The organism is Ruegeria sp. R13_0, from assembly GCF_017743995.1.
Lineage (GTDB): Bacteria > Pseudomonadota > Alphaproteobacteria > Rhodobacterales > Rhodobacteraceae > Ruegeria.
Map to the genome: position 1 here is coordinate 14447 of NZ_JAGHRB010000024.1, position 25696 is coordinate 40142.

17 protein-coding genes are annotated in these 25696 nt (G+C 56.0%); 7 read left to right on the top strand and 10 right to left on the bottom strand.

Going from position 1 to position 25696, the window contains the following annotated elements:
- Both J7394_RS21225 and J7394_RS21230 read right to left on the bottom strand, forming a co-directional pair.
- Positions 1-1011: a glycosyltransferase family 2 protein gene (locus J7394_RS21225; protein ID WP_209255969.1), complete on the bottom strand. Its 1011-nt coding sequence runs from the start codon at positions 1009-1011 to the stop codon at positions 1-3.
- A 2-nt stretch (positions 1012-1013) separates the two neighbouring features.
- Positions 1014-7451 carry a type I polyketide synthase gene (locus tag J7394_RS21230; protein WP_209255970.1) on the bottom strand — a complete coding sequence of 2146 codons (6438 nt, stop codon included), beginning with the start codon at positions 7449-7451 and terminating at the stop codon, positions 1014-1016.
- A 360-nt stretch (positions 7452-7811) separates the two neighbouring features.
- Here J7394_RS21230 and J7394_RS21235 point away from each other — a divergent pair, with 360 nt between their 5' ends.
- Complete coding sequence (locus tag J7394_RS21235; RefSeq protein ID WP_209255971.1) at positions 7812-8552, top strand: WecB/TagA/CpsF family glycosyltransferase; 741 nt, start codon at positions 7812-7814, stop codon at positions 8550-8552.
- A 47-nt stretch (positions 8553-8599) separates the two neighbouring features.
- The gene (locus J7394_RS21240) at positions 8600-10159 is read left to right on the top strand and encodes a hypothetical protein (RefSeq protein ID WP_209255972.1); all 1560 of its coding nucleotides are present in this window, start codon (positions 8600-8602) and stop codon (positions 10157-10159) included.
- Between the two features lie 355 nt (positions 10160-10514).
- Here the strand turns inward: J7394_RS21240 and J7394_RS21245 are convergent, their stop codons facing one another.
- Genes J7394_RS21245 through J7394_RS21255 form a run of 3 tightly spaced genes read right to left on the bottom strand, consistent with a single transcriptional unit; the run spans position 10515 to position 14027 of the window.
- The gene (locus tag J7394_RS21245; RefSeq protein ID WP_209255973.1) at positions 10515-11363 is read right to left on the bottom strand and encodes a CpsD/CapB family tyrosine-protein kinase; all 849 of its coding nucleotides are present in this window, start codon (positions 11361-11363) and stop codon (positions 10515-10517) included.
- Positions 11364-11376: 13 nt separating this feature from the next.
- Positions 11377-12921: a lipopolysaccharide biosynthesis protein gene (locus J7394_RS21250; protein WP_209255974.1), complete on the bottom strand. Its 1545-nt coding sequence runs from the start codon at positions 12919-12921 to the stop codon at positions 11377-11379.
- Complete coding sequence (locus J7394_RS21255; protein WP_247748353.1) at positions 12918-14027, bottom strand: ExeA family protein; 1110 nt, start codon at positions 14025-14027, stop codon at positions 12918-12920. Before J7394_RS21255 ends, J7394_RS21250 begins: the two co-directional genes overlap by 4 nt.
- A 695-nt stretch (positions 14028-14722) precedes the next feature.
- Between J7394_RS21255 and J7394_RS21260 the strand changes: the two genes are divergently transcribed.
- Positions 14723-15415, top strand: coding sequence for a sugar transferase (locus J7394_RS21260; RefSeq protein WP_209255975.1), 693 nt, complete (start codon positions 14723-14725; stop codon positions 15413-15415).
- A 102-nt stretch (positions 15416-15517) separates the two neighbouring features.
- On the top strand, positions 15518-17950 hold the full coding sequence (locus J7394_RS21265) for a tetratricopeptide repeat protein (RefSeq protein ID WP_209255976.1): 2433 nt from the start codon (positions 15518-15520) through the stop codon (positions 17948-17950).
- A gap of 8 nt (positions 17951-17958) precedes the next feature.
- Here the strand turns inward: J7394_RS21265 and J7394_RS21270 are convergent, their stop codons facing one another.
- Positions 17959-18153: a hypothetical protein gene (locus J7394_RS21270; protein WP_209255977.1), complete on the bottom strand. Its 195-nt coding sequence runs from the start codon at positions 18151-18153 to the stop codon at positions 17959-17961.
- A gap of 287 nt (positions 18154-18440) precedes the next feature.
- On the opposite strand from J7394_RS21270, the gene J7394_RS21275 reads away from it, so the two are divergent.
- On the top strand, positions 18441-19034 hold the full coding sequence (locus J7394_RS21275) for a polysaccharide biosynthesis/export family protein (protein ID WP_209255978.1): 594 nt from the start codon (positions 18441-18443) through the stop codon (positions 19032-19034).
- Between the two features lie 132 nt (positions 19035-19166).
- Entirely contained in the window at positions 19167-20462 is a 1296-nt protein-coding gene (locus J7394_RS21280) for a hypothetical protein (RefSeq protein ID WP_209255979.1), read from the top strand.
- A gap of 59 nt (positions 20463-20521) precedes the next feature.
- On the opposite strand, the gene J7394_RS21285 is transcribed toward J7394_RS21280, so the two are convergent.
- The 4 genes from J7394_RS21285 to J7394_RS21300 form a co-directional block, all read right to left on the bottom strand.
- Positions 20522-21493, bottom strand: coding sequence for a hypothetical protein (locus tag J7394_RS21285; RefSeq protein WP_209255980.1), 972 nt, complete (start codon positions 21491-21493; stop codon positions 20522-20524).
- 342 nt (positions 21494-21835) lie between these two features.
- Positions 21836-23440, bottom strand: coding sequence for a VPLPA-CTERM-specific exosortase XrtD (gene xrtD, locus J7394_RS21290; protein WP_209255981.1), 1605 nt, complete (start codon positions 23438-23440; stop codon positions 21836-21838).
- A 115-nt stretch (positions 23441-23555) separates the two neighbouring features.
- Positions 23556-24161, bottom strand: a complete 606-nt coding sequence (locus J7394_RS23185) for a VPLPA-CTERM sorting domain-containing protein (RefSeq protein WP_371812122.1) — start codon at positions 24159-24161, stop codon at positions 23556-23558.
- 262 nt (positions 24162-24423) lie between these two features.
- Entirely contained in the window at positions 24424-24753 is a 330-nt protein-coding gene (locus J7394_RS21300) for a hypothetical protein (protein WP_209255983.1), read from the bottom strand.
- 736 nt (positions 24754-25489) lie between these two features.
- On the opposite strand from J7394_RS21300, the gene J7394_RS21305 reads away from it, so the two are divergent.
- Positions 25490-25696 (top strand): hypothetical protein (locus J7394_RS21305; RefSeq protein ID WP_209255984.1); only part of this gene is annotated, 207 nt, incomplete at its 3' end.

Genomic DNA, 25696 nt, shown 5'->3' on the forward strand with positions numbered 1-25696 from the left:
TTACTCTCCAATAACTGGCTTGGATGTGCTGTCATGCGTGGCTTTGCGAGTGGGCGCGCGAAAGCAGGCGGACAGGTCATGCCAGGCCAGGGTACGCAAAAAATGGGGCGGAACACCGCTGTCCTTACGAGTGATCAAACACCGCAACCAGTGCAGGAAACCACCGGTCAAATGTACGCAGGTGGCACCGGCCGCATAAAACCGGCCGTGGTTCTTGACAAAATAATGCAGGCGCGAGTCGAACCAATAATTTGGCACTCGGCTCCAGGTTTTCATGCCGGTGGAGGCGGACCCGATATGCATGACCTCGCTGGGGCGTACATAATCCGTGCGATAGCCTGCAAGTGCGGCGCGGCGGCACAGATCGGTTTCTTCGAAATAGAGGAAGAACTGTTCGTCAAAGAGGCCAATTTCATCCAGAACGCTTTGCCGCATCATCAGGCTAGCCCCGGCTGTCCAACCAACTGGGCGTGTCTCGGGTGGGATGGGAATACGCACAAGCCTATTGGCAAATAGACGAGTAACGACCCCCAATCTAATGCCTCCTACAAATTCGCTGGTAATCGAGGGGAACCTAAAGCTGGTCAGGTGCGGATCCCCGTCTTCGCCGTGGATGTAGCTGCCAGCAAAACCTGCCTGAGGCGTGGTTTCCAGATGCTCCAGCAGCAGGCCTATGGCGTTCTCTGCCGGGAAGGCGTCAGAGTTCAGGATGTAGACATAGTCGGGCCGCATGCCATCGGACAGGCCCGCTCGTATGCCTACGTTGTTGCCCGCGCCAAAGCCACCATTGTGACCAGACTGGATGACCCGAACACGATTGTCCTTGTCCCAACCCTGATCCTGAACATGGGCTGCGATGGCCTCAAACGACCCATCCTGTGAATCATTGTCCACCACGATGATCTCGCCTGTGATCCCCTCCATCGCCTGCCGCGCGGCGCTGACGGATCGCAGAGTCATGTCCGGCGTTTTGTAATTCAGAATAACCGTCAGGAGTTTGGGATCAGCCATGGTCATTCCGCCGCTTGCCGGAGGGTTGGGCGCGGGACCCGACGCTCTGTATTTTCCAGGCAGGTCTTCATCTGTGCGGCCAGCACGCGGACATTGGGTTCCAACACCATCGAGTCGTGATCGCCAGGTACTTCGAACACTTCGATATTGGGGGCCCAGGGCGTCCAGTCATTGTCGTGGGTCAGGTAGTAGCGCTCATGATGTACCAGTTTGCCCGGCCCCAGTTCCCATTTCCCAACCAAAGGCGGGCGGAACAGGGTCAGAGGGCCATTCCACGGATGCAGAGGATAGCTGTTGACGCTTTCCAGGAACGCGGCCTCGATCTCGGTGTCGTGGAATTGCTGGCCGGTCTCGGCTGTTTCTTCCTTGGGTTGGCGTTTATGGATCTCCCATGCGATCCGGTTCTTGGCCCATTGAATGGGGTAGCTTGCACCCTTGTTCCGCATCTCCTGCAGCTGAATCTTCAAGCGATCCGCTTTGCTGAGCGGGTGTCGTACCGGTAGGGGCGTATCCAGCATGACCAGCGCTGCGATCTCTTCGCCCGCTTCAGTCAACTGGCGCGCGATCTCATAAGCCGTGATACCGCCACCCGAGAAACCGCCCAGCATGTACGGCCCCGAGGGTTGCACCTGCCGCATCTCGGCGATGTAGTCCTTGGCGGCCTCGCGCAGATCGCGGTGCGGTTCCTCATCACCATACAGACCGCGCGCCTGCAGGCCATAGAAGGGCCGGTCGGTGCCCACCAGATGCGCCAGATGGCGCAGGTTCAGCACATTGCCGAACATCCCCGCCACCAGGAAGAACGGAGTCTTTGGCCCACCTTCGCCGGAATGCATCGGCACCAGATGGGTAAAGCGGCGTTCCGGTGCCGCAGGGGCTGCCGCTGGCGCATCGCCCTCGCCGCCATCTTTGGGCACGCCGCGGGTGGCGATCAGGTCGGCGCATTTGCGGATGGTCGGGGCCTCGAACAGGACCGAGATTGGGAAATCCACGTTATAGGCCTTACGGATTTGCGCGAACAGGCGCACCGCGATCAGGGAATGCCCACCCAGATCGAAGAAACTGTCCTCGACGCCAATCTCGTCAACACCCAGTAGTTCCTGCCAGAACCCGGCGAGGCGGCGTTCGATGTCATTTTCCGGCGCGACATAATCCGAGTCCAGCTCGGGACGCTGGAACTTCTGATCCGAGCTTTCGGTGGATGCACCGCTATCGGCGGCCTGCGCGATCAGTCCCTCCAGATCCAGCGAGGACAGGATGATCTGCGATTGCCCGCTGGCCAGTGCCTGGAAGAACAAATCCGCCCCTTCTGTCGCCGGAATACCCTGAGACAGGTTGTGACGCAGCCGTTCCTCGGCCGGGGACAGGGGCGCCGGGGCGTCGACCTCAGAGGTGATCGCTGGGGCGCTTTCGGTGAAGGCAAAATCCACAGCATCTTCCATCCGGCGGATCGAGAAACCCTCTACCTCGATGCAGATCGTGCCGTCTGGGGCTGCGATGGTGACATCGAAACTGGCGGCCTCGCTCTCGGCGCGGTTTTCGCCTGCGTTGCGGACCCAACTGACAATCTGCGCGGGCAGTGGTGCATAAACGCGGACCGAGCGGTAGGAGACCGGCACCCAAAGGTGCGAGGCCTGATATCCTGAGATCAGCTCCATCGCCCAGCCCGTGGCTAGATCCATCAGAGCCGGATGCAGGTGGTAGCCCGATTGTATATCCGCTTGCAGTCCCTCAGGCAGCGCCAGATGAGCCAGGCCCTCATCCTGCCCCAGTGCAGTTAAGGTCAGCACCCGCCAGCGCGGGCCAAAATTCAGATGTGCCTCCTGCGGGGATCGCAGACGGCCCGCGCCTTCGGCCTGATGGGCCGGGCCGCAACGGGCAGCGATGGCCTCCACATCCAGCCGTGCTGGCGTGATCAACGGCAGTAGAGACAAGCTCGCTTGGGCGTTCAGTTCGAACGCCTCATCCGATCCACTCTCAACCGTTAAGTCATAGCCCACATCGCTGCGTGGCAGGCGCAGACGGACCTGCTGATCTTCACTGTCCGAGACTGCAAGGGGGCGCAGGAAATATAGGTCGCGAATTTCAAACGGACCGGTTTCGCCTTGCACGCGCAGCGCCTCGGAGGCCAGTTCCAGATAGCCGGTGCCGGGCACCAGAGCGTGACCGGCCTTGGTTCGGTGGTCGTTCAGGAACCAACGGTCATGGGCGTTGTAAGTCGCACTCAGCAGGCGGTTGCCCGCGTCATCAAAGCTTGCCTGATCCAGCATCGGAACGTCCGCCGGGGTTACGGGCGCGGGCTCGGCAGTGCCTGTCCGAGCCTCCATCGCATCCGCGGCCATGCCCACATCGGCCCAGATACCCCAGTTGACCGACACAACCTGCGTTTTGTCGCCCGAACGCGCGCGAGCATAGGCGTTCAGGTATTCATTGGCGGCCACATAGTCGACCTGACCTACAGGTGCCGTCGCGGTTGAGCTGGACGAGAACAGAACCAACCAATCTAGCAATCCGTCGGGGAAGATCTGGTCAATGACCTGCGTGCCGTGGATCTTGGGCGTAAAGACGTCCTCGATCTCCATCATGGTCTTGGTCATGATCGGCGCATCGTCGATCAGGCCAGCCGCATGGATCACGCCGTTGATCTGGCCGAATTCCTGCGTGGCGCTTTCGACGCAGCGGCGCATCTCTTCAACATTGCTGACGTCGACAGACATCGGCAGCACTTTGCCCCCTGCCGCTTCCAGCTTTTCGATAGCGCGGATACGGCGGGCTGTCTTGTCTTGCGGGGCCGAGTTGTTCAGCACGGTTTCCCACTGATCCCGCGGCGGAAGGTCTCCGCGCGCGAGCAGGACGATATTGGCGTCCACTTTGGAAATCAGCGCTTCGGCCAGTGTCAGGCCAATGCCGCCGAAACCGCCGGTGATCAGGTAAGTGCCACCATCGCGCAAGGGCAGATCGTCCAGAGACGGTTCCGCCAGAGCCTGCGGGCGATAACCTTGTTCAAAACGCTTGCCCGCGCGGATCGCCGCCGTAAACGAGGCGGGCGGAGCCAGCAGGTCTTCCATCACTTGATCCGTCAACCCCTCGGGCAGGGCAGGCGCGCGGCGTTTGCCCGCGCTTTGCGGCAGGTCGATATCCAGCAGCGCACAGGTCAAGCCGGAGAATTCGCGCGGGATAACGCGGGTTGGGCCGGTCACGGTTGCTTTTTCCGGGTAGGGCAGGGCCTCATCCCGAACCTGCAGCGCGCCCGAGCTGAGGACATGTAGGTGCAGCGGCATTGGCAGGTCTTCGTCCCCGATCGCCTGCGCCAAGAAGAACAGGCTGTAAAAGCCCTGTTCCAGATTACGGTGGAAGAAGCTGCCGCCGGGGCGGAAGGTCTCGGCCTGTGTCAGCAGCCAGCCATGCACGATCCGGGTTGGTATGCGTTCCTGTGCAACCAGATCGCGGATCAGCGCATCATAGCTTTCGCGCCCGCGTTCGGGGGCCAGTTGGTAGTGATCCTCGCTGATGCGCGCAAAGGCATCGCCGGGCGTGACCGTGACCACCTTGTGACCGGCTTGCTTCAGGCGCGCGGTCAGGTTGGTACACAGCCCGGCCTCATCCGCAAAGATCAGCCAGCTTTCCTGCGCCGCCTCCGACAGATCGCCGGTGACATCCACATCGCAGGCCGCGTATTTCGGGGTCCATGCCACGCGATAGCCCCAATCGGCAGGGTCTTCGGTGCGCATCAGCCATTGGCTGGCTGTCTCGGTCCGTGTCGTTCCGGGTTCGATGAAATAGGGCGAGCGCTGGAAGGCATAGGTGGGCAGAGGCACGCGGTTGCGCCGCGCCTCGCCCCAGATCTGTTTCCAGTCGAACGCGCCGCCCAAAGCCCAGATCCGGCCCAGCATGGCCATGAAATAAGCATCGTCAGCCACATCATCATTTGGGTGACGCAGGCTGCTGATCACCTGATTGGCATCCACCTTGTCATGTTGCCCGGTCAGTGAGGCCAGCGCCTTGCCGGGGCCGACTTCGATGAAGATACGCTCTGGGTTCTCGGACAGCGTAGTGATGCAATCAGCAAAATGAACGGTGTTGCGCAGATGGCCGACCCAGTATTCGGGGTCCGTGGCCTCGGCCTCGGTGATCCAGTTGCCACTGCGGTTCGAGGGGAACGGGATCTGCGGGGCCTTCAACTCGATCGAGCGCAAATAGTCGCCGAATTCCTTCAGAATAGGCTCCAGCATCCGGGAATGCGCCGCGATGTCAATCGGGATGCGCTGGCAGTCGACACCCTGATTGCGCAGACGATCCTCCAGATCGTCCAGCGCCGCCTGAGGTCCAGTTGCAACGCTCAGGCTGGGGGCGTTCACGGCACCCAGATCAAGATCATCGCCAAGTAGTGGCCGCAGATCATCGGCGGGCAGGGGGACGCTCAACATGCCACCGGCCGGAACCGTATCAAACAGTCGCCCGCGCAGATGCACCAGACCGATGCAATCCTCAAACGACATCACGCCGGCCACACATGCGGCGGTGTTTTCGCCCATCGAATGGCCGACCAACGCGGTGGGCTGAACACCCCATTCCATCCAAAGCTGCGCCAGCGCATATTCGGTGATCATGATCAGCGGCAGCTGCACCGAGGGCGTCTTCAACCGCTCATCCGCAGCCTCTTCCTCGCCCGGCTCAGGCAGCCAGATCGCGCGGATATCATAGTCGAGCTTGGCCTGCAGAATATCCAGACCCCGATCCATCCAATCTGCGAAGACCGGCTCGGTCTCATAAAGGTCGCGCGCCATACCGGCGTACTGAGCGCCTCCGCCGGGGAACATGAAGACATGCTCCGGCGCGTCCGAGATCACCGTATGGGTGAACACCCGACGTGGATCATTTTCCTCAAGGATCGTGGCGGCTTCTTCATGGGTTTCAGCGACGATGACGCGCCGCTTTTCGAACCCGCGCCGTCCGTTTTTCAGGGTCCAAGCGATATCGGCCAAATCCTGATCGGGATTGGCTCGCAGATGTTCGGCCAGTGCCGCACTGTTGGCATCCAGCGCTTTCTTGCCCCGCGCCGAAACCGTGAGGATCTGAAACGGCCAATCCGACGGTTCGGATGTGGCTCGCTCAGGCGCTTCCTCCAGAATGGCATGCGCATTCGTGCCGCCAACGCCCAGAGAATTCACCCCGGCGCGGCGCGGCCCCTTGTACGAGACCCAATCGGTCAGAGTGTCATTCACCCGGAACGGGCTGTTCTCAAAATCGATCGCCGGGTTGGGCTTCTCGTAGCCCAGGCTGGGCGGGATCTGTTTGTGATGCAGGGCCAGCGAGGTTTTGATCAGGCTGGCCACCCCGGCGGCGGTGTCCAGATGGCCGATATTGGTCTTGACCGAGCCCAGCCGGCAGAAGCCCGTTTCCTGCGTGGTTTCCGAAAACGCCTGTGTCAGCGCGGCCACTTCGATTGGATCCCCCAGATAAGTGCCGGTGCCATGGCATTCGATGTAATCCACCGTGTCGGCCCGAACATCGGCCATCACGTGGGCCTCGGAAATCGCGGCGGCCTGACCATCCACAGATGGCGCCAAGTACCCGGCTTTGGCCGCGCCATCATTGTTGATCGCCGTGCCGCGGATCACGCCCCAGATATGATCGCCATCCTCAATCGCATCAGATAGACGCCGCAAAATGACAGCGCCAGCGCCCGAGCCAAACACTGTACCTTGCGCGCGATGATCGAAGGCGTGGCAATGGCCATCGGGTGAGAGAACCTCACCCTCTTTATAAACATAACCTCTGTTATGAGGGAGTTCGATCGTAACCCCCCCAGCAATCGCCATATCGCACTCACCAGTCAGCAAAGCCTGCGTTGCATAATGCGTTGCGACCAGCGAGGTCGAACATGCAGTTTGCACATTCACGCTCGGCCCCTTGAGGTCGAGGATATGGCTCAGCCGCGTCGACAGGAAATCCTTGTCATTGCCGGTATGGCGCAACAGGAACATGCCAACGTCGTCGACAAGATCCCGGTTCGAGCAGACGTTAAAATAGAAATAGCTGCCCATGCCGCAGCCTGCGAACACGCCGATTGGTCCGGGGAAATTCTCGGGCGGATGGCCAGCGTTTTCCAGCGCTTCCCAGGCGACCTCAAGGAACTGACGGTGCTGTGGGTCCATGATGGCGGCTTCTTTGGGAGACAGACCAAAGAACTCGGCGTCGAACTCTTCGAACTTGTCCAGGGGCGCCGCGAAGGGCACGTAATCCGGGCGTTGCATCAGATGCATCGCTTCGCCAGCAGCCAGAATTTCCTCATCACTCAAGCGGCGAATAGACTCCAAGCCTGCACGCAGGTTGGACCAATATGCCTCAACCGATGAGGCACCGGGGAAATGCGCCGCCATACCAACAATCGCGATATCGCCTTCCCGAGCAGAACTATGCACTTTTAAACCATCCATTAATAAACCGTGTCGAGTTTAGGCCGCTCCGCACAGAATGCCAATGAAACAGATGCGTCTTCAGAGAGGTGAAAACCCACATGATGTTTCAAATTTCGGTACTCTGATACGAGGGCAGATTTTCCCTGAAGGTTCATAACGTTTGTCAGAGTATCCCCCGCAATTGCGTCACGCAAAAGGCAAAGACCCACAGAAATGTTAGTTTCCCATGATGAAACAGTTAGGTTCAGGTGATTATTTTGTTCAGCAAAAGGGGTCGATGGAAAGATGGCGATTTGACTGGTCATAGACAACTGGATGGCGCTCGGGCATCAACTGATCTCAGAAAGCCATACACCGCTGGACTGGGTCCCGAGCAGCATGAATGAATTGAATCTTGTAAATTTCTCATCACAACAGGATTTGCTGACCGATCTGAACCGTCACTGGAACGACGGTCGAGGGTTTGCAGTGGCGACGCTCAATCTTGATCACATCGTCAAAATGCGTGAATCTGATATGTTTCGGGCGGCCTATCAGGATCAGACCCACATTGTAGCTGACGGCAACCCTGTTGTCTGGTTGTCCAGATTGGCCGGACGGCCCGTTGATCTGGTGCCTGGATCAGAGTTGATCGCTCCCCTGTCGGCACTGGCGGCGGAGCAAGCGGTGCCCGTTGCTTTGCTGGGTTCAACGCAGGACACGCTTGATTTGGCAGCCGAACGACTGGAACACGCCCATCCGGGACTGCAGGTTGTGGCCCGGATTGCCCCGCCTCTTGGGTACGACCCGGACGGGCCCACTGCGGTATCTGACCTGAAACAGGTGGCCGCTTCCGGGGCCAGATTGTGCTTTTTGGCGCTTGGCGCCCCGAAGCAAGAAAGATTGGCTGTATTGGGGCGAACACATGCGCCCGAATGCGGCTTTGTGTCGATCGGGGCCGGGCTGGACTTTGTCGCCGGATCACAAACCCGGGCACCGCGCTGGGTACGCAAGCTGGCGCTGGAATGGGTCTGGCGGTTGCTAAGCAACCCGACCCGGTTGGCCGCGCGCTACGGGCGCTGCATCCTGATCATGCCCGGTCTGACTATGGCTGCACTACGTGGCCGTTTCCAAGGCTGAACTGATTTCTGCACCATAAGTTTTGCAAACTGCTGTAGCCTGACTTCATGTTTCGACGCTTTTTCATCCTACCCGCCTTGCTAAGCCTTGGTGTGACCGCACAGGCCGAAACCATCCAACTGAACCCGGAAGATCTGGTGCGGGCAGGCCCATTCGGTTGGCTGGCTACAGGACTTGAGCTGCCCGCTCCATCGCGTGGCACACAGGCGATTGGTCAGAATGCTGACGGTAGCGCTGCATTGCTACTGCGTCGGTTGTCGCATCAGGGCGTAGCATCAGGGCTTGGCGGCGTACTTTATGACAATCGGGACCGAGGGCATTCCACCCTGCCCCCTGAGCTGTTTCCAAACCTGACACATGTGACATATGCCCCCGCGCTGCGCGAGGCAGATCTGGACTATGGTCTGGCCGGAGAGCTTCTGTTTCCCGCTGTGACATTAGGCAACTCATCCACCGCAGTTTCCGATCAGGGCGTACAACGCAGTCTATCTCGCCTGGCAATGACCGCCCCAATGACCCCGGCGCAAAACTTCCGCGCCTATGCAAGCAACCATCTGTATGTCTATCCCGAGCATCGTGACCATGATGCCGAAGACCTCTTTCCAGCCAACTGGCCTTATAGCGTGACCTCGCAAGGTTCTTCCGGTTCGGATCAGGCCTTTCTGCGGGCCCTGTTGATGACTTTGGCTGCGTTCCGCCCCGACACTCGCGCACGGCTGGAAGACGAAGGGCTTATCGCCCCCACCCTACAAATGATCCTGCGCCGTACCCAGAATGGCAGCTACACCGCCGAAGCCTATCGCACCGGAGCCGCACACCCCACGGTGTTTGACGCCCAAAACCTGTCGCCCGGGCGTATGATCGGCCTGGCAGCGTCAATCGCCCCTGAAGACATTCCGCCGATGGTGCGCCTGAACGTGGTGTCCGAAGATTTCCGCACAACAGCGGGTCTGGCCGACCTGTCCGAGCGCCTGTTCGATACACCCTCGGCGATTGCCCGCATTTGGCGCGGACCGGAATATGAACGAAGTATAGCGCTATCGGTAGCCAACACCCGTGATCCCAATGGGCGCGATTTGGAATTTCACTGGGTGCTGCTGCGCGGTGATTCCAACAAGGTCAGCATCATTCCGACCGAAGACGGGCTGAGCGCCGAGATTACACTAAACTGGCACGACCCTTTCCCAATTCCTTCAGCGACGCGGGAAATTTCGCGCCTGAGCTCCCGCGTGGACATCGGCGTCATCGCCTGGAACGGCGCCCAATTCAGCGCCCCCGCCCTTCTGTCAATTAGTTTCCCGGCCCATCACCAGCGTGTCTACACCCCCGGTCCGGAAGGTCAGATGCGCTTGAGTTCAGTGGATTATGATGCGCAAGCCCGCAACGCAGCCTATGACCCAATGCTACACTGGTCCGCGCCTTGGTGGGATGAGATGCGCTATGACGAGAACAACAACCTAGCCGGTTGGCTTCGCGAGACCACAGATAACACCAAGTCTCTGGAGATGAAGACCAAAGACGAAACGGTCGATGGTATGTCAGTCCGATATGGCGTGCAGGAGACACCTGCGGGTCCAAGGTTAGTGATGTCTTCAGAGGGTGAATAGACGATCAAGGAATTGAGGGTGCAACAACGAAGAACTGAGTGCCACCAAGTTTACGGATGGAGGAATAGCACGCCAACCCTAAAACGATTTGTAACACAACCACCTTATCCTGCCATAACCTAAAAAGCGAACCGAGCGCTCAAGTCTTCTAAAACCAAGCCGCTACAGTAGATACAGTACTTGAGGGTCAATCGAATGGAGGATGAAAAGGAAAGTATCCATCGCTAAGAGTGAGCTCGGCTTGCACAAAGACCCGCGCTGTATGCACATAAACTGGCAGGAATGTTGTTGAGCAACACCTGCCTTTACCACACTTTCCGACAGCACCACTTGAACGAACCACCCCAGAATATTATCAGTAGCCGTAGCTGTCCGCCTTATCTAGAAGCCGGCATTTATTCAGAACAACACCCAGTAGGTTGCTGCGGGAATCAATCTCACGCTCGCACTTTTCTATTTCCTCGGCGGTAGTGGTTTCAGCAGCAGCTAGCAAAATCACGCAGTCGATCTGATCGAGGAACGCAAATGTATCGTCGCATGCCAGCAGTGGTGGTGTGTCGAACAGTATCACGTCTGGGTGATACCGCTCCTCCAGCTGATCAATCACATGCGCAGCGCTCTGGCTTTGCAAAAGTTCTGCCGAATTGGGGGTTGGTTTGTGATTCACCCCAAAGGCGAGTTTATCCTGATAACAAACCAAATGCTCTTCTGGACTAGAACTGCTTTCCAGAACGCTGGAAAAAGCCTGTTCTTGCGGGGTTTGCAATAGTTTAGCCATCGAAGGACGCCGCATGTCCAAATCAATTACGAGGGTGTGGTTTTCGCGTTGGCGGGCAAGGCTGAAGGCCAAGTTTAGACACAGCGTTGTCTTGCCACAAGCGCTGCCTGGTGACGTGATAGCGAGCCGCCGCCAGTTATTTTTCCGCATCTCATACAGAATGCGTGTGCGCAACACATCAAACGGGGTTGTTAGCTCCCCGGCCCGATCGAGAAAGACGCGACCTTTTTTCAAGGCGGCGACGTTAAACTCCGCGACAGGCAACTCGGCCCAAAAAGAATCCGAAGCAGGCGCTTCAACGGCCTCAACTAATGATGCCGGTTTAGCGATATGCCCGGTAGGGGGTAGTGCGTGTCCTTCGTCATGGGTCACGTCCTGTGCGCGGGCAGCGCGGGCTTTTTGGATAGCAGATTGGATACGTTCCATGCACCTATTCCTATCAGCCAATACCGAAACGGCTGAGCAAAGCATCAATTCCGAGCTTGTCGCCAACCTCTTCGACAAACAGGTCAAGCGGCATATAGTGAGAATGGATCAGATAGAGTGACACACAAACCCCTAAGACCGGGGCTAGAATAGCACAGAGGACAAGTATACGCCGGAGTGCGACCTGTCCCGAGGTCTGGACGTAGGGCACGACACCAAAAGCTTGAACACCAAGCTGGCTGACCAAATCGGCAGGTCGGCGTATAGTGTTGTTCAGCAATTCCAGCAGCACGAAAACACCAAAAGCCAACCCTACCCCGCCCGCAAACCCGGCTGCGGCAATGAGCTTGCGGTTGGGATCGGTTGGATTGGCCGGCGCGATAGCCTGCTGTGTCACGGTTATGCGCCGACCACGAGATTGCGCCTCAATCTGGTCACCGGTGCGTGCCTCGGCCAAGCTGGCGGTCGCTTGTTCATATTGTATGCGCAGAGTGTCGTAGTCACGCTCCAATGTACCTAGCGTGATGGCATTAGTTGGCGTCTGTTCAATCGCCGCAGCTAAATCATTCAACTCTGTTTGGATGATTGTTTTCTGCTCACTGATAAAGTCTATCTGCCCGTCGATATCCGACAGTTGAAGTTCATATGCAGAAATGTTCGGGGCGTTTTCTGTTCCCAACCCCAACGCGATATTGGCCGCCTCAAGCGCAGCAATCTGCGCATCCAGTGATTTCACCCTTGGGTGGTCCGGGGAATAAATCACCACCGCAGCAGATCGCTGATCTTTTAACTGACGCAATTGACGCTGCTCAGGGGTTAAGCTTTCCCCTGTAAAATCTGGGCGCCCTGTGCGTTCATAAATTTCAACCAGCCGGGTCCGGCGGTCGCGTAGCCCCGACAACTCCCGATCGAGTTGCAGATTGCGCTCCTGTAGCGAGGACTGTCGGGTACGGCGGTAATCCAACCCTTCAGGCAGAGCGTCTTTGTGATTTTCTTTGAAAGCCAGAATGCGGGCACCCTGTGCGGCCAACTCTTCATCTAGCCTGGCCACTTCTTGCACAAAGAACTCCAGAGTCAGGCTGGTTGCTCCGGTGCGCAAAGCCACATTTTCCTGTAGAATTTGGGTGACCAGTTCATTGGTGACTGCGGCCGACACCTGACCCGAAAAGGATTGAAAAGACACTGATACGAACGGGCTGGCATAGGGCAGAGAAATGCTAATACGGGACCGCATATCCGCAACGATAGCATCCGGCCCCATATCGGCTTCACCATCGTAAACATTAAATTTCTGCGCCAAATCCAGAAGGTTGACACGGTTCATCAAGCGTTGCTCGATCACCTGCAGGATTTCAACCTCACTGGCCTGAACGGTGGTAGCTGCCAGATCGTCGGGAATCTGAGGCGATTCCACCACCAGTCGGGCGGTAGCGCGATAAACCGGCGGCAGTGTGACAGCCAACACAAGGCCAGCTGCGGTGCAGATCGCCACAATTATAAGCAGATATGGCAACCTGCGCAGCAGCAATGCCCAATAAAATCGAACCTCACCCATCATGACAAAGATCCGCTTTCTTCTGCGGGCATGCCCGAGGCAAAAAAGGCACCGTCATCTAGAACCTGCTGCACCAGATTCCATGAAACCCTTTTTCGATCACGCGTGAAGGCATAAACCATGGCAAGGTCGCAAAGCTGATTGACCAGCCTCGGCACCCCACCGGTAGCCTCATAAACCTTGTCCGTTGCAGCTGGGCCGAAAAGATTGCGCTCTGCCCCGGCAACCTCCAGGCGGTGACCGACATATTTCCGTACCGTAAGTCTGTCCATCGCCGTCAAATGGAAACTGGAGGAGACTCGCTGCGCAAACTGGCGCATATCCGGGCGCCGTATAATTTCCCGCAGTTCCGGTTGGCCCACCAAAACCAGTTGCAGCAACTCATCCTTGTTTGAGTTGATATTGGTGAACATCCTGAGTTCTTCCAGAGACTCGGCGCTCAGGTTTTGCGCTTCGTCGAAGATCAGGATGACCCGGTGGCCGTTGGCGTATTCATCAATGAGAAAGGTCTGGAACGCTGCAAAGAGGTCAACATAGGTGGCCTCGGCTGGTGCAGGCTGATCCAGCGACATCAACACCCAGCGCAGTAACTCACCCCGATCACCATGCGCGTTCGAGATCATACCGATCCGGACCTTGTCATCCACGGACTTCAACAGGTGATGCAACAATGTGGTTTTGCCAGTTCCAACCTCACCGGTGATCAGGGTAATCGGTGCTCGGGTCAAGATACCGTATTCCAGCATCGTATAAGCCCGACTGTGAGCATCAGACCAGAACAGGAAATCCGGATCCGGCAGCAGTGTGAACGGGCGCTCGGTCAGGCCGAAATGCTCGGTATAAATATCCAGGCTGCTGCTCGAACGGCTCTCCTGCGTGGTATGACCGGGATTGATATTCACCGTACTCTGCTCTTTCGCTAAAGAAGATGGCGAAACAAAAGCCTGCGCCGTCTTTATCTTATCATCTGACAAGAGTGGTTTCGAGGCGTCAGCGTTTCCTGCCTTACCATTGGTCCGGTTTCCGACAAACCTCCAGCGGCGACGCAGCATAAGCGGGTTTGGCACCGCCTTGCTGGGTATGGAAAGCCGATAGGGCATTTCCTTCATCTTCCGTTCAGGACGGGCTTCAGCCCGCACCCATCATAACAGATTTGATACTCACTACTCATAACACTGCACTTTTATCAAACACTTAGTATAGGGCCTCAACTGCCATCAGCGAAGTCTGCGTCGGGCCAGTATGATCAAAACAAGGTTACACCTTCGTTCTCAACTGACCACTGCATAGTTCCTGTCGGCGGAATCGCTCCTGCATAAGAATCGCGCGCTACAGCCGAAAACCATACTTCTTCCGTCGCTCTTTTTACCTTTCCAAACAGGACTATACGTACATCATCCCCTGCGATCGCGCTGTGTCCTTGATCACAGAGATATCTTTCCAATCATGCTTTGTTCAGGTTGCCCAAAGGCCCAATCTGTCCACTAAAGGAACATAATGTGTTACCTGCATATTTTTTAGACATATCACTGGAAACAATGCGGGTTATGTGGCGCGTAATAGAGCGAATTTTTGTCGATTTTGCGGCAAATTTGCTTTTATGTGTAACTGCCCGTTTGTGGAGGCGGCAAAAATGGTGTAGAACTTTCCACAGTGTTAAAAGGTGCTGCTGTAATTTCGATGTAATTTCCCTGTTACGTTTCCATCGAGTCGCCCTTGTGTTTCGGGTGTAAGGCACATCTCAGTTTTGTTGGTGTTGGTGAGTGTTCCGGTTAGTAGGTGTTAGTGAGTGTTTGAGAGTAAAATGATTGTTCAGTACACGAATGTCCCAGACAAGGCACGGCCCGTTTCTTCTGCGCTGCCTTCCCAAAATGTAGCGTCCCGACCCACCAACACCTACCGCAACATTGGCAAGCGCGTGCTGGACACAGCGTTTGTGCTGATGGCTTTGCCGATCGCCCTGCCCATCATGCTGATCATGGCTCTTCTGGTCGCCAAGGACGGGCACAACCCATTCTATGGTCAGACCCGCGTCGGGCGTGGCGGTCGTAAGTTCACCATGTGGAAGTTGCGCACCATGGTACCCAACGCCCAAGCCCGCCTCGAAGGATATCTGGCCAGCAACAAGCTGGCACGGCTGGAATGGGACGAACACCAGAAGCTCAAGAACGACCCGCGCATTACCCCGGTCGGTCATATTCTGCGCAAAACCTCGCTGGATGAGCTGCCGCAGCTTTTCAACGTTCTGACCGGAGACATGAGCCTGGTTGGCCCGCGTCCGATGATGCCCGATCAGCAAAAGCTGTACCCCGGCCGCGCATATTACAATATGCGCCCAGGTATTACCGGCAGCTGGCAGGTTTCTGATCGCAACGACTGCAGCTTTGCCGGCCGCGCCGATTTCGATACGGCTTATTCCCGGAACGTATCTCTGAAAACCGATATGGGCATTCTTTGCGCCACGGTTGGCGTCGTACTTGGCGGGACCGGATACTAATCCGGTTCTGACCGCTTTCTGATTTTCATCTTACCTCTGACTGGTATTCCCGTGCCGTCCCGGTCAAACTGACCGGGATAAACTACGAGCAGGAAGGCCCCAATGCTGCGTCCGCGCCGTTTCATAAATATTCCGCTTCTGTTCTGTGCAGTACTGGCACTGGCCGGATGCGAAAGCTCCGAAGAACGTGCCGAACGGCATTTTCAGGCCGCACTGGCCCTGCTTGAAACCGGTGACACAGAGCGGGCGCTGGTCGAACTGCGCAACGTGATCAAGTTTGACAATGATCACGGCGAAGGCCGGTTGGTCTTTGCCCGGGTCCTAGCCGAACAAGGTGATATGGAGCAGGCCATCAGCCAGTATCTGCGCGTCACCGAACAGCAGCCCGATTTGTTGGAAGCCAGGGTCGCTGTCACCCGCATGGCGCTACAACAGAATGCCTGGGAGCAGGCCGAACGACATGGCCGCGCGGCAAAAGATCTTGATCCGGAAGATGCAGAGGTCATCTTCCTGAACGCTTTGCTGGACTATCGCGCAGCGCTTTTGGCCGGTGATGAAGCGCAGATGCAGGACGCCGTGACCATTGTGCAGCAAAAGCTGGTCAACGATCCTGATAACCGTTTGGCGTGGCGGCTGACAGTTGATCACACACTCACGCAAGGCGATCTGGACCACGCTCTGCGTGAAATTGACAACGCTTTGGTTCATCTGCCTGACGATTTTGAGCTGAACCTGGCCCGACTGCAGTTGCAGATGGAACAGCAGGACATGCCGGCAATCGGCGCCACCCTGCAGGATATGGTTGTACGGTTTCCCGATGATCAGCAGGCCCGCAACATGCTGCTGGCCTGGTATCAGGAACAAGGAGAAATACAAAAGGCCGAGGCTTTCTTAAGGCAACTGGCCGATACCCCAGATGCCGGGGTGGACCCGAATCTTCAAGTCGTCAACTTCCTGCGCAGTACGCAAGGCAACTCGGCTGCCAGATCTGAGTTGCAGCGTCTGATCAGTGCAAACCCAGACGAAAAGACTTACAAAGCCACGTTGGCCGCCTTGGATTTCGAGGAAGGAAACACCGAAACCGCCATCGCAGACATGCGAGCACTGCTGACCGATCCGGATGCAAGCGAAGAAACCGCAAATTTACAGGTCATCCTGGCGCGGATGTTGTTGAACATCGATGAGATTGATGGCGCAAAAATCCGGATCAACACAGTGTTGGAGCAAACACCGGGTCATGTCGAAGCCCTCAAGATGCGCGCCGCTTGGCAGATCGAGGATGACCAGCCCGAGGATGCCATCCTAACTTTGCGCACCGCTCAGGCCGAAGCGCCACGTGATCCCGTTATCATGACGCTGATGGGGCAGGCTCATGAACGGGCCGGCGCCCGCGAACTGGCGGGCGAGCGTTATGCCTTAGCGGTCGAAGCCTCAAACCGAGCTGCCAGAGAAAGCCTGACTTATGCCGCCTTCCTGATGCAAGACGACCGCCTGGACGTGGCCGAAGAGGTGCTAGGTGACGCATTGCGGCGGTCGCCCTCAGACATCCGGCTGCTATCGGCGATGGCCGACCTACAGATGCGCATGCAGAATTGGACGCGGGTCACCCGGATCATCTGGCAGTTGCGCGGGCTGGATACCCCGTCTGCCACCGCTGTCGCTGACCAGATCGAGGTGGCTTATCTGACACTGCAAAGCCGGAGCGACGATGTTGTTGACCTTCTTGGGTCGCTCACTGAAGCCGATGATCGGGATCGTGCCGCTCTGGCTGAACTGATCCGGGTTCTGGTGCAGCAAGACAGAACAGACGAAGCGCAGACCTTGCTGTCAGAACGCCTAACCAATGAACCTCAAGATCCTGTGCTGCGCTATCTGCAAGCCGGTTTACATCTGGTGAATGACGAACCTGATCAGGCCGAAGCTATATACCGAACTTTGATCGAAGAGTTTCCCGAAGGGACTCAGCCTCTGCGCCAACTGGTTGGATTATTGCGATCCCAGAACCGGGGCAGCGAAGCAGATGCCTTGATCGACACGGTTATTTCACGGCAACCTCAATCCATACTCCCCCGGCAGCTTAAAGCAGAGCAACTTGAACAGGCCGGAGATTTCGAGGGCGCCATTGCGCTCTATGAGGCGCTTTATGCGGATGACAGCAGCAATCTGGCGATTGCAAACAATCTGGCAAGCCTCATATCGACCCATCGCCAGGATGAAGACAGCTTGTCCCGTGCCTATACGATCGCCCGCCGCCTGCGTAACGCGGATATACCGGCCTTTCAGGACACATATGGCTGGATCGCATTCCGCCGCGGCAATCATTTCGAGGCCCTGACTCATCTTGAGCCTGCCGCGCGCGGGCTACCCGATGATCCATTGGTGCAATATCACTTGGGTGAAACGTATATGGCCCTAGGCCGGGTAGAGGATGCGAGAAACACGCTCGAATTGGCATTGGATCTGGCCGGGGACAGCGACCTGCCCCAGTTTGAACGTGCAAGAAAGTTGTTAAACAGCACTGCGGCCTCAGACTAAATGCGATATCAGGCGTCTGTCACGACCTGTGTCGGCAGTTTTTTGGGCAGCAGCAGAGATACGGCGATCCAAATACCGATGGTCAGACTCCCAGCCCCTGCGTAGATCAACAGCGCCGTCAAGACAGACAGGCCAAAGATCAGAGCAGCAGCACCAGCGCCAGCTCCGACAAGCATGCCCAGCAAAATGGCCCCAACACTCATGATGTCTCGCTATGCTTCATCCCGGGCAATTTACCTAAGGTTGAGCTTGCACGCCAATTCTTCCGTTTATCTAGAGTAAGGCTAGCAAAGCCCGGCCACTCATCTTCCAATTGTTGCCTTTACAACAATCTGTGTTCAAAAAACCCGTCTAAAGCGCCTTAGCTTTCGGAAAGAATGGTACTTTGGCCAAAACCCTCGCAATATGGATCTGATCGGTCGCGCATCGGTAAAAGTAAGTTGGATGCCAACACGCGCTCCATTTGGGGTTGAGAAGGAAGAGTTTGGAAATGAAAGTTGTTTTGACGCTATTTGGCGCGACAATCGTTGGTTTTTTGACAGCCTTGCCCGCATTGGCACAAGGGTATCGCGTCCAGTCCGGGGACAGGCTGCAGATTGAAGTGTTGGAAGACGAAAGCCTTAACCGCGACGTACTAGTCCGCCCGGATGGTCGCATCACTATGCCGCTTGCCGGAACCTTGGCAGCCAGCAACAGAACCACCGAGCAGATCGAAGGTGACCTTTCTCGCATGCTGTCCCCTAATTTTGCCTCTCCTCCAACCGTTTTTGTTTCACTGAGTTCTATTGCTGAAGAGGACGAAGTGGAGCCGATTGACGTGTATGTTGTCGGCGAAGCGGCATCTCCGGGTAGGTACGAGGTCGAGCCGGGTACAACATTGTTGCAATTGTTCGCTGAAATGGGTGGTTTTTCTAGATTTGCAGCCACGAAAAGAGTAATGCTCCGCCGTACGGATCGGGCGGGCAACGAGGCCGTCTACAAATTCAACTACGATGCGATCCTTGAGGGCGCAGGAAATGGAGCAGCGACGAGGCTAGTGGATGGCGACGTCATCATAATTCCGCAGCGACGCCTGTTCGAATAATATCAAAGAGGGGGCGCAGTGAGACGGAACCTGTTGATGCATTCAGCACCATATCGTGTTGCGTGTTTCAGTGTGATTTTTACGACAGTCGCACATGCTCAGGAAATTCCGGTCGAGCCCGGCGGCCCTGTGATGAGGTTTGGTATTTACGAGCGGCTGGAAACCGGACGCAATCTGGGCCTGGATGTTCCAGAAGAGGGGCACGGCACCATTGCCTCGACAATCTTCTCCTTTGGGCTCAACAGCGAAACCCGCACTCAGACCTTCGATTTCGACGCCACAACGGCCCTGCGCTTCAGCAACCTGCCCGACGAAGGCAGCGAGACCGATTTCGGGGATACTCGGCTACTTTTTGATTACGCGCGCGAAGCGGCCAACGCGGGCATGCTGCTGGAAGCCGATTATCTGGGCTATGATATCGGATTTCTACGATCACTTTCGGATTTCGTCGATGACGAGGGTGTGATCGACCTGCCCCCCGATTTCGCCGATCTGACCGGTGATGGAACACGCCGCGAATATGATCTGCGCGCAGCGTTCGACTTCGGGCGGCAGAATCTGATCGGCTACAATTTCTTCGTGGGGGTCAACCGACTAAGTTATTCAGACACGACGGATCCGGGCCTGTTCGACGAAGAAACCATCGAGGCGGGTGTCGGGATGACATTCAGCCTGTCGCCCCGCACCGAGGCCAGACTGGATTACAGTTTTGAACACAATGACCGCGACGACACGGATCAGACCACCGAGGATAGGGATGACCTGATCTTCGGCCTGACGCATGAAGCGTCTTCTCGCACCATTCTTGATGCCTCTTTCGGCTACAGCAAAATCGATGAGAGCGGCCTGTCCGGCGACGATATCACTGAAGGATATGTTGGCAGCCTGGGGCTTGTATACGCTATGCCGAACGGTGATTTAACCGCCGATCTGGATTCGTCACTGGAAACGGAAGGGCGGCTAGATACACTGACTGTCGGGCGCAGCCTGGAAATCCCTAATGGCGCCTTCTCGGCCAGCGTTGGTGGCGCGCGGGTGCCCGGCGGAGAAAAAGGGTGGATCGGATCTCTGAGCTACGAACAGGAACGCGGCCCGAATGAAGTCTTCGCCCAGCTTCGCCGTGATGTATCGACCAACGCAGAGCGGGAGCTTCGCTTTGTAACCGTGGCCGATATCGGCTACGTGCGCCTACTCACACCAAACTCACGCATTGGCTTGGGCGCAATCTACGCGCTAACCGAAGAAACGTCGACGGACCCTCGCACCGAATACACTGAACTCAGCGCCGTCTACAGTCACCGGCTGACCGAATATTGGAATTTCAATACCGGCGTAAATTACCGCGTGCGCGATGAAGAAGGGCTAGGAGAGGCGACCAGCCCGCTGGTTTTCTTTCAGATAGGCCGAGACTTTGTTTGGCGGCCATAGAAGAACAAGTCGCGTATTACAATCCTAAAATTACCCGAACGTTACAATACGCCACAGCCTCAGAGACCTTTGAGGACTGACGTGAAATATGTGGTCCAGTGGGACAAGGAATAGGTTCTCTCGGCCACGGATCTGATAGCTGATGCCTCATTCCGCGCTTGATCGGTCTCTGCAAATAGGGCTTCAACCGCAGAAACCATCGCATCTATGTGGCCCGGCTCAACCGTCCTGAAGACGCCGACATCCGAGATGTAGTCAGCCAAACCCAATGTGTCGGTTACCACCATAGGAATGCCCAGAAGCTGTCCGGCGGCAAAGGTGATATGGCCGCAAGCGGTAGATCTGGTGAGAAGTGGCAATGCCATTCCGACAGAATCCATAGCGATCCTCCAAGTTTCTGGGCCAGGTAAGTTCAGGCGCACATCGACATTGTCTGGAAATTCTATCCCAGCAACACTGTAGGGCCTCGCAATGATCACAGCTCTATATTGCGGCAGCCGTCTCATGGTCTCTGCAATAAGCCTATAGTCCCGCGCCTCGCCACCTATGGAACACAAATATGGTGGCTGAGTTGTACCGCCCACAGCGGATGGAGCCACGGAGGGGGCATTCATGGCCCACTTAATAAAGCGGATTTTATCCGATGGGATACCAAACCAGTCGGCATAGAGATCACGTTCGAAGGATGAAAAAACGACAAACTCGTCAATGCCCCTCAGCGACAAGCGATAAAGATACCTGAAACTGTTCTTAGGTAACGTGGTAAAGTTAAAAGAAAAAGCGATCTGCGGAACCTTGGTCCTCAGCATTTTGCGAGACATGTTAGTGGCAATGGCCATGTTAGGCAGGTGAGAGACCAACAAAACCTTCTCTCCATCTCGGCTGCGCAGGCGTGCCTCAACTGCCGCGTCCATGCTGGCGCGCATTCTGTTTATACGTTCAAGCCCTGCAAATGCCTGGCTGGTATGGGTGCTCCAACTAGCATCGGGCAGGTTCCCTTCATCCTGAAGAAACCGCCAATCAGGCGGCATCAGAGCTGTGGTGCTGATGATTGAGCAAGTTGTGCTTGTATTCAATTCGGAAGGGTTGTGCATTTTAGGTAGGGACCAACTCAATCAAAGAATAGGGGTTCGACCGCGTTTAAAAACAAGACTGACAATCCGATGCCCACGGTAAGGAAACAGTCTATCCAATCGACCTCTCTGTATCTTCATAGACTGGCGTGTAGTGCCGTTGTATTGCTCCTCGAGCCAACGGTAACATCGTAGCGGTGCAAAGCCTGGCCACCATCTCAATTTCGATCAGACCAACCCGAATGAGATCTTGATTGATAAAGATGCTGTGACAGGTGCCGACGAGGGTAGTACTCCGCTTCATAGACTACCATCCCAAGGTACAAATCGCTCCAGGCGTCCTTCGACTGCCCACAGGCTGTCATGCAAGCGCAAGTCTGCGGCCATCTCGCCCTCTTCCGGGTTGATCGGAGTAATTAGACGCACCATGGCACTGTCACTGCGGCCATTGATGACCTTGCCGGACAGCAGCAGCAGCTTGGCCTTGAAGCCCGATGCCACTCGCGTACCTTGCTGCTCATACCAATAGTAGACCAGCCTCCGGTCTAATCCTTTTTGTATAATCGCACGGTTTATAGGAAAACTCTGAGTACCATCCGACACATCAATTTGTTCAAGCCAGGCGATTTCCCACCCGCTCCCAGGCAGGCAGACCTCGGGCGAATGCACACCCCCAGTATTCTGATCCTTGTACCAGACCATAAACAGGTCGACAGGGGCCACCTCCCCTGCCCGCTCCAGCGAAACCGAATGGTAGTCAGCCGCATTCAGTATTCGTTCGATATCCGGATCCAGGGCTCTTGGTTGCCCGGTATGCCAATCGCCCAGTTGAGTCGGGAACAGCGCAAAGGGGTCGCGATTGACGAGCGGAGCTTCGCGGTTGGGTACATTCTGCCATAACACGTTGAGTGCTATCACCAGAATTGCGCCGACAATCAGAGCCACTGATGGTGCAATAAATCGAATACGTTTGGCCTGTTCCCACAGACCGTCGGTCTCCAAATCCAGCGCCTCGACTAGCGTGATCTGGTCCCGACGGAATCGCACAAGAATCCAGGCTATGGCAAACAAGATCAGTACGCAGCTAATGAAGATGACCCAACCTTCGAAGAAATGCGTCAACCCCTGAATGTAGTCGATCCCGTAGGCGTTCACGACTATACCTGCAACGGCGATCCTAATCGAATTCATCACAACGGTGATTGGCACCGCCGAGACCAGCAGGATCGCCTTGTGCCATGTTGGCCCCTGGTACAGAACCGCAAAGATGTAAGAGAAGCTGAGGATCGGGAACAGATACCGAAGGCCAGAACAAGCTTCAGCCACATGCAACCGGTAGACCCCCAGATCAATGATATTGCCATCCAGAAAGACCGGGACCCGAAGGACATCCAGAAACCACACACCGAGTTCCGAAGAGATCAGCTGTAGCCACGTGGAGACGCCATAATACAGTGCTCCGGGCAGTGGCAGCATGTAGACAAGATGCAGAACCGGTGGCCAGAAAGCACGCCCCTGTTTCCAGCCAAAACTGATCAGCAAAACTGCACCCACCCACAGGATCAGCCCATAGGCGACGATATCGGGAATACCGATCAACATCCCGAGGCCACCCAGCACCAGCGCAAAAGCCAACAATGCCGCCCCCTGCCAGAAGTCACGTACTGGGGTCGCATCAATTGGAACAGTCTTGAGTTGTCTTAGAAACAACAGTCCGGACAGAACAGGTATCAGTGGGCCATGGCTATATTCGGGAAGCTGCCAGACCCGAAATAGCTCGGCGATCCCTTCCTGAAAGAAGGCAACGGCACCAATCACCATAAGCACCAGCCAGAACACACCCGCAGCCGAGCGCGTAGCTGTCCCGTGCTTCATTGGTTCAAGAGGTTCGTTTGTGACCGACATACCAAGCCATTACAGCATACTAAAAACACCAAAGGAATATGACTTCATTGGAGTATTATAACAACAAAGCGGCAGCGTTTTGACGCTGCCGCAAAAATTCTTCGTGAAGTTTGCCTCAGGCCAACTGCTGTTGCTTACGGCGGCGCATCACACCGAACCCAGCAAGACCACCGATCAGCAACAGGGCTGATGCGGGCAGCGGAACGGGTGCAACCGTAAAGCTGCTAATGAGAAAGTTATCCGTGGAATAGCAGTGCCAACCATAGCAACTGTGGCCATCCGCCAGAACGCTAAACGAGTGCGCTATCCGGTCACCAAAACGGAACGGATTTGCATTGCTCTCGTCCGCAATACGTGTGTAGTCGACATAGATATCCCAGTCATCATTGCCGTCCACGTGCGAGAACGTGACCGACATCAGCCTCACTGCAGAATCGAATGCAACAGACAACCACTCATTCACAAGGCCATCCAGCTGCGCGGTGTCATCCCACCGCCCCGAACGAACACCAATACCATCGGTCCTCTGAGCCACAGATGCATGTGTCCACCAAGAGTTGTGGGCTGTCACCCGACCGGATATTCCATCAACGTCAAAAGTTCCTACCCCACCCGAGACCGAAAGATCTCCACCACGGGTGAGATCAACAGTGACAGGCGCGGCATTCGCCCCGACCGTCATCAGAAAAAGCGCGGAAATAAGTGCGAAAACTCTGTTCACCATTACTCATACCAACCGTTTAAAATTCGCTACACGGGTTAATCTATCAGAAAGATTCAATTAACGCGAGAGGAAGATGGCAAAACTGAGGCAAAAGTTATCAAGCCTGCAGAAGATCGGCGCCTAAACCGGAAACAATTGCGCATCTTTTTAGATAATTAGGTCCAAATACGATTTCCATACTGAAAGTTTCTCTCGAAACATCCAGCCCGTATTTGCCTTGTGCTAGGCTTGGATTCGAACCTTCTGCGTCGCTGCGCGTTCAGGCTTTCCCGCTGTGCACGAAGTGCGCCAACGGAATAGCTGCAAGCATCGCAATCATTGATATCGCCGGCATATGATAACGGTCTCCGACCACGATAACTGCATGAACACCGGTGAAATAAAGCCATAACCAAACCGGTTGCACCACGATCACGCGCCAGCCACCACCTCTTCTGACCAACGCAACAATCCCGATCGCTGCGGCAATCAGCTTAAGGTACCAATACTCGGTTGAGATGAGCTTCAAGAATGTCGCCCCGGTGGTTCCAACCAGCGCCTCGAGCGCATCTACGTTCCAGGCCACGCCGATCGTTTCGCGCTTATGCAAAAGCGCGGCTTTCCAGATCGTTCTCCAGACGAAATCAAGCGGTGCAGCGCGCAGATGCTCAACCGAGACTCCTTAAGGTAGTGGGACCGTTCAACCTCTGACATGCCGTCGACTGCCTCTGGAAGCGGTTCATATCCTTCGGTTGTGTCCGGGTTGTTGCCCATCCAGAAATTCGTCGAGACAAAGGCCCGCTCGCCGATGATACGTTCGTTGCGTGCAAACTAAGGGGCAACAAAGGTAATCACCAGTAGAGTAATAATGGCAGCCTTGAGGGACTCACCTCATGATAGTCTGAGCGTACAGATTATGGCTGCCATCACCGACGCCGCCGCGATCAGCAAAGCAATGGGGCGTAAATAGGTGGCTTCCGCGAACATCTCCCCGCAAGCACGGTAGTGAATTGGATCGCAAGTCATTGTGGTTAATGAAAGTTATTCCGCCCAACCACGCTTGATGTTAACCCGAGGCTTTCCACGCGGAATCGTAAAAAACGACTTTAGACGAGCCAGCGGCGCGCCAGTCAATCAGAAAAGACCGTTCATGCAACAGCTCCATTTTTCGAACCGTGAACCAATTAGTGCGGCAGAAATCAATGCACCCTAACCCTAGAAAACTGGGGTTATATGAACTACCATCTGGACATAGTAATCCGATGAGGCGGGGCTGCGAAAACAAAGTCTCCCGACGTTTCTGCGGAGGATGTGAGTTGCGAGTGATACGCCAATTGACGATGTCTATGACCCTGCTGTTTGCAACAGGCTTTTCGGTCTACGGCAGCCCGGGTGGGCATGATCATCATAGCCACGGCGATCACATCGATCACAGTGCGGGTTATATTCCCCCTCCGACGGATGCTTCTGAGGTTGAGGCTTATGTTGCGGCGGTGAAGGCTTTGCCTGATGCGCACGCGCATGGGGACGACCCCAGCAAAGCGGGCGAACAT

Bases quoted from the DNA above. Each gene is read 5' to 3' on its own strand.
- J7394_RS21225 (WP_209255969.1), bottom strand. From the start codon at position 1,011: ATGGCTGATCCCAAACTCCTGACGGTTATTCTGAATTACAAAACGCCG.
- J7394_RS21230 (WP_209255970.1), bottom strand. From the start codon at position 7,451: ATGGATGGTTTAAAAGTGCATAGTTCTGCTCGGGAAGGCGATATCGCG.
- J7394_RS21235 (WP_209255971.1), top strand. From the start codon at position 7,812: ATGAATGAATTGAATCTTGTAAATTTCTCATCACAACAGGATTTGCTG.
- J7394_RS21240 (WP_209255972.1), top strand. From the start codon at position 8,600: ATGTTTCGACGCTTTTTCATCCTACCCGCCTTGCTAAGCCTTGGTGTG.
- J7394_RS21245 (WP_209255973.1), bottom strand. From the start codon at position 11,363: ATGGAACGTATCCAATCTGCTATCCAAAAAGCCCGCGCTGCCCGCGCA.
- J7394_RS21250 (WP_209255974.1), bottom strand. From the start codon at position 12,921: ATGATGGGTGAGGTTCGATTTTATTGGGCATTGCTGCTGCGCAGGTTG.
- J7394_RS21255 (WP_247748353.1), bottom strand. From the start codon at position 14,027: ATGAAGGAAATGCCCTATCGGCTTTCCATACCCAGCAAGGCGGTGCCA.
- J7394_RS21260 (WP_209255975.1), top strand. From the start codon at position 14,723: ATGATTGTTCAGTACACGAATGTCCCAGACAAGGCACGGCCCGTTTCT.
- J7394_RS21265 (WP_209255976.1), top strand. From the start codon at position 15,518: ATGCTGCGTCCGCGCCGTTTCATAAATATTCCGCTTCTGTTCTGTGCA.
- J7394_RS21270 (WP_209255977.1), bottom strand. From the start codon at position 18,153: ATGAGTGTTGGGGCCATTTTGCTGGGCATGCTTGTCGGAGCTGGCGCT.
- J7394_RS21275 (WP_209255978.1), top strand. From the start codon at position 18,441: ATGAAAGTTGTTTTGACGCTATTTGGCGCGACAATCGTTGGTTTTTTG.
- J7394_RS21280 (WP_209255979.1), top strand. From the start codon at position 19,167: ATGAGGTTTGGTATTTACGAGCGGCTGGAAACCGGACGCAATCTGGGC.
- J7394_RS21285 (WP_209255980.1), bottom strand. From the start codon at position 21,493: ATGCCGCCTGATTGGCGGTTTCTTCAGGATGAAGGGAACCTGCCCGAT.
- xrtD (WP_209255981.1), bottom strand. From the start codon at position 23,440: ATGTCGGTCACAAACGAACCTCTTGAACCAATGAAGCACGGGACAGCT.